Origin of the sequence: Streptosporangium sp. NPDC002524 (genome assembly GCF_040295985.1) — a bacterium.
Taxonomy (GTDB): domain Bacteria; phylum Actinomycetota; class Actinomycetes; order Streptosporangiales; family Streptosporangiaceae; genus Streptosporangium.
The window spans coordinates 1-1,390 of sequence record NZ_JBEOWK010000076.1; the positions used below are offsets into that span (position 1 = coordinate 1).

The 1,390-nt window shown below is 42.2% G+C and carries 1 protein-coding gene; it reads right to left on the bottom strand.

Annotated features, from left to right (window positions below; translation table 11 throughout):
- Positions 1 to 217 precede the first annotated feature (217 nt).
- A complete protein-coding gene (locus ABT053_RS43300; protein ID WP_010891392.1) occupies positions 218 to 1,129 on the bottom strand; it encodes a magnesium transporter CorA family protein in 912 nt (303 codons plus the stop codon).
- Between the last annotated feature and the right edge of the window lie 261 nt (positions 1,130 to 1,390).

Here is a 1,390-nt window from a genome sequence, read left to right on the forward strand (position 1 = left end):
CACCAACACGTGACAAGACCCGGGTTGACCCCAGAGCATAAGGCAGAAAATCCAGTAACGAACAAAAAACGTTCGCTACTGGATTTTTTGTCTTATGTGGCCGGGGTCAGGGTCGTCGGAGCGTATTTCAGAAGCCGAAGGGTGCTCAAAATAGCATAACTGCTCAACTATACACATTCCAAAAAAGTCCCCCACCCAGCAGCAAGTCACTCACCCATCACATCTTCCGCCAGAACTTCAGCATAATCAGCATCGCCACAATCAAGGCGACAGAAATCCCCAAAGTCAGCATCCAAGCATCTTGCATCCCGGCTAACGGGAGTTTCTTCACGTTCATCCCATAGAATCCGGTAATGATCGTTGGCACAGCCATGGTCAGTGACCAAATTGTCAAAAATTTCATTGTATCGTTCAGGTTGTTATTAGCAAGGCTGTTGAGGGTATGATCGATTCGGTCAACGACTTGGGTTTCAATCTCAAACATCCGTTGGACCTGTTCTCCTTCAATTTGCACGTCTTCGAATAAATCAATTTTATCTTGGTCAGCACCGACACCAAAATGGGTCTTTGGCAAACGATCGAGTTCACTGAGATTGGTTTGGACCGCGCTGGACAAAAAGGTCAACGTCTGTTGAAGATATGAAAGTGAAACCAAGTCACTGTTCTTCGTCTTCCGGTTCAACATTTTATCCAAATAGTTGCGTTTCTTGGTAATGGCGCGAGAAATTGGGATAAAACTGACAACAACTGTAAACAGTGTTTGCAGAATAAATGCATCGACGCTCTTAACCTCGGGATTATCCAATGCCGAGTAAAGTGCCGTGTTGACTTCAGGTATGCCGCTTTGATTAAACGTGAATAAAACGCCCTTATGGAGCAACATGCCAAATGGCTGGGTAATGTATCTCAGCGCATCTTTGTCGAGGGCATACGGCGCCAGAAAGATGAATAATTGGTAGTCCTCATTGATATCATAAACATAATTAGTACTTTCATCATTATCAGTGACGTACTCAATAATATCTTCATCGATGCCATACTGATCTTCGAGGGTTGCCCGTTCTTCGGCATTGATTTGAATCGTTTCAATCCATTTGGTTCCATTGATTGTCTTTTCGGGTTTGATCATTTAGTAATTCCCCTGTTAGTTATTAACCTCTATTTTAGACTAAAAGAAAAGAAGCTGCAGACAAATTTTTAAATTGTCAACGATTCCCAACTGCTAAACACTTTTATAAAGAATATAACGGAAACCTTGTCGGGCTGCCATTTTGTCGGTACCGCTCATATCAAAGGTTTCAGCCGTTTTATTAGCAAAATCCTTTTTAATATACACGTCTTTTGCTGTAACTTCTAAATCTGCTAATTAAAGTTTGTTAGGTAGGTTTCG